The 3545-nt window shown below is 66.3% G+C and carries 2 protein-coding genes and 1 rRNA gene; all 3 read right to left on the bottom strand.

From position 1 onward, the window contains the following. Positions 1 to 91: 91 nt before the first annotated feature. Positions 92 to 2587, bottom strand: coding sequence for a sugar phosphate nucleotidyltransferase (locus tag ACFV9O_RS32130; protein ID WP_385424051.1), 2496 nt, complete (start codon positions 2585 to 2587; stop codon positions 92 to 94). A gap of 113 nt (positions 2588 to 2700) precedes the next feature. Beyond that, positions 2701 to 3309 carry a CDP-alcohol phosphatidyltransferase family protein gene (locus ACFV9O_RS32125; RefSeq protein WP_351237066.1) on the bottom strand — a complete coding sequence of 203 codons (609 nt, stop codon included), beginning with the start codon at positions 3307 to 3309 and terminating at the stop codon, positions 2701 to 2703. A 149-nt stretch (positions 3310 to 3458) separates the two neighbouring features. Beyond that, positions 3459 to 3545 (bottom strand): 5S ribosomal RNA (gene rrf / locus ACFV9O_RS32120); the annotation flags it as partial.

Below are 3545 nucleotides of genomic sequence, written 5' to 3'. Positions count from 1 at the left end.
GGTTGTGTGGGGGGTGGTGGGGGGGGGGAGGGGGGAGCGCGTCCTCCCCCCCCCCCCTCCCCCCCACCCCTCTACCGGGTCCGTTCCCGGCTCAGCTGCCTGCGCTCTCCACGACGCCCGACCACTCGTCGAGCAGGGCCTGCGCGGAGGCGTCGTCGGGGCCTTCGGCCCAGAGGTGGGTGACGGCCTCGGCGGGATCCGGCAGCACCATCACCCACCGGCCGTCGGCCTCGACCACCCGCACACCATCGGTGGTGTCGACAAAGCGATCTCCCGCCTCCTCGACGACCCGGCGCATGACCAGACCCTTGACCGCCCATGGTGTCGCGACGTCCTTGCGCAGCACATGCGCCTGCGGGATCCGGGCGTCGATCTGGCTCAGTGTGAGCTGGGTACGGGCGACGAGCCCGATGAGCCGCACGAACGCCGCCGTGCCGTCGAAGACGCTGCTGAATTCGGGAACGATGAAGCCGCCGCGGCCGTCTCCACCGAAGATGGTGGACTCTTCCCGGCAGACGCGGGTCAGATCGTCGGGCGACGTGGTCGTCCATTCGACCTGGGTGCCGTGGTATGCGGCGACCTGCTCGGCGATGCGTGTCGTCGTCACCGGCAGGGCGACGCGTCCGCTGCGCCGCTCGGCAGCGACGAGGTCGAGCAGGACGAGCAGGGCCCGGTCGTCCTCCACGATGCGCCCGCGTTCGTCGACGAGCGACAGCCGTTCGCCGACGGTGTCGAAGCGCACGCCGAACGCTGCCCGCGCGGACGCCACGATCTCGCCGAGCCGCACCAGTCCTTTCCGGCGCGCGTCGGCGGTCTCGGTCGGCCGGGACTCGTCGAGGCCGGGGTTGATCGTCAACGCGTCCACGCCGAGCCGGCCGAGCAGGCTCGGCAGCACGAGCCCGGCGCTGCCGTTCGACGCGTCGACGACGACCTTGAGGCCGGCTTCGGCGATCCCGGTCGTATCGACGTTGCGCAGCAGTGATCCGGTGTACGAGTCGAAGACGCTGGCCGGGAAGGACAGGTCCCCGATCTCGCCGGGGAACGCCCGCCGGTACTCCTGGCGCGCGTACACGCGGTCGAGCTTTCGTTGACCGGCCTGTGACAGGTCGGCGCCGCGTTCGTCGAAGAACATGATGTCGACGGAGTCCGGCACTCCAGGTGATGTGCGGATCATGATGCCGCCCGCGCTGCCGCGTGCGGTCTGCTGGCGTGCGACGGGCAGCGGCACGTTCTCCAGGTCGCGTACGTCGATGGCGCTGGTCTGGAGCGCCGAGATCACCGCGCGTTTCAGCGCCCGGGCGCCACGGGAGTGGTCCCGCGCGGTGGTGACGGTCGCCCCCTTCTTGAGGGTCGTCGCGTACGCACCGGCCAGCCGAACGGCGAGCTCGGGCGTGATCTCCACATTGAGGATCCCGGAGACGCCGCGCGCCCCGAAGAGATGTGCCTGGCCGCGGGACTCCCAGATCACGGAGGTGTTGACGAAGGCGCCGGCCTCGATGGTCTTGAACGGATAGACGCGCACATTGCCCTGGACGATGGATTCCTCGCCCACGAGGCATTCGTCGCCGATGACGGCGCCGTCCTCGATCCGTGCGGCCCGCATGATGTCGGTGTTCTTACCGATGACGCAGCCGCGCAGATTGCTGTGCGGCCCGATGTAGACGTTGTCGTGGATGACGGCCCTGTGCAGGAACGCACCGCGCTTCACGACCACATTGGAGCCGACGACGGTGTGCTCGCGGATTTCCACGTCGGCTTCGACCTTGGCGTAGTCCCCGATGTACAGCGGCCCGCGCAGCACCGCGTCGGGGTGCACCTCGGCCCCTTCGGCCACCCATACACCGGGCGAGATCTCGAAGCCGTCGAGCTCCACGTCGACCTTGCCTTCAAGGACGTCGGCCTGAGCCTTCACGTAACTCTCGTGCGTGCCGACGTCCTCCCAGTAACCCTCGGCGATATAGCCGTAGATCGGCTTGCCTTCCTTCATGAGCTGAGGGAAGACATCGCCGGACCAGTCGACCGAAACGTCGGCCTCGACGTAGTCGAAGACCTCGGGCTCCATGACGTAGATGCCGGTGTTCACGGTGTCCGAGAAGACCTGGCCCCAGGTCGGCTTCTCCAGGAACCTCTCGACCTTCCCGTGCTCGTCCACGATAGTGATGCCGAATTCCAGCGGATTCGGTACCCGGGTCAGGCACACCGTGACCAGTGCGCCCTTCTCCTTGTGGAAGGCGATGAGGTCGGTCAGGTCGAAGTCGGTGAGAGCATCACCTGAGATGACGAGAAACGCATCGTCCTTGAGCGCCTCCTCGGCATTCTTCACGCTTCCCGCGGTGCCGAGTGGCTTCTCCTCATGGGCATAGGTGAGCTCCATCCCCAACTCTTCGCCGTCACCGAAATAGTTCTTGACGAGGGACGCGAGAAACTGAACGGTTACGACGGTCTCATTGAGCCCATGCCGCTTCAGCAGGCGAAGCACATGCTCCATGATCGGCCTATTGGCCACCGGTAGCAGTGGCTTGGGCATACTCGAGGTCATGGGGCGAAGTCGCGTACCTTCGCCACCAGCCATCACGACGGCCTTCATGTCGGAAGCGTCCTCCTTGAAGAGACACGGTCTAGCCGACTTCACCCATCCGGGCAGGCCCTGGGTATGTCATGTGCGGGCCGACGGTCTCACCACAGCTCCGGACATACGGCTCAATCGGCAGGGGCATCCGCCCTGACGAGCCGGCGGACCTGGACCACGTAGAGGATCCCTGCCCACCAGTAGAGAGTTGTACCCCATCCGGCGAACGCCCATCCGAAAATCTCGGCAAGTGACGCAAGCCACCCGTTTCCGTCACTGAGAAGCAGCAGCGGGAACGCATACATCAAGTTGAAGGTAGCCGCTTTGCCCAGGAAGTTCACCTGGGGCGGCGGATAGCCGTGCCGGCGGAGGATTCCCACCATCACCAGCAGCATCAACTCCCGGGCCAAAAGCGCCAGAGTGAGCCACAGCGGCAGGATCTCGCGCCAGGTGAGCCCCACGAGGGTGGAAAGGATGTAAAGCCGGTCAGCGGCGGGATCGAGGATGCGCCCCAGGCTGCTGATCTGGTTCCAGCGCCGGGCGAGCTTGCCGTCGAGATAGTCGCTGACACCGCTCAGAGCGAGCACGAGCAGAGCCCAGCCGTCGGCCTTCGGCCCGCCGAACTCCGGTAGAAGGATCAACCACAGGAAGAGCGGCACGCCGACCAGGCGGGCCATGCTGAGGATGTTGGGGATGGTGAGCACCCGGTCCGTCTGAACGCGAGTCTCCTGGACCTCCACCCGGGGGCCTCCTGTGTGGAACGTGCCAACGATGCCCCCTGACCTTACCCTCAGGTCTCCGGGGGCCGTACAGAGGGGTAGCGGCGACCAAATCCCGCTGAACGCAGAAAAGCCCCGGACCACAAGGTCCGGGGCTTCCCACAATGATTGTTCGGCGGCGTCCTACTCTCCCACAGGGTCCCCCCTGCAGTACCATCGGCGCTGAAAGGCTTAGCTTCCGGGTTCGGAATGTAACC

Source organism: Streptomyces sp. NPDC059909 (genome assembly GCF_042730885.1).
Classification (GTDB): Bacteria; Actinomycetota; Actinomycetes; order Streptomycetales; family Streptomycetaceae; genus Streptomyces.
This window is presented reverse-complemented; position numbering and strand designations above follow the sequence as displayed.

Excerpts from the sequence above, each read along its gene's own strand:
- ACFV9O_RS32130 (WP_385424051.1), bottom strand. The coding sequence starts at position 2,587 with ATGAAGGCCGTCGTGATGGCTGGTGGCGAAGGTACGCGACTTCGCCCC.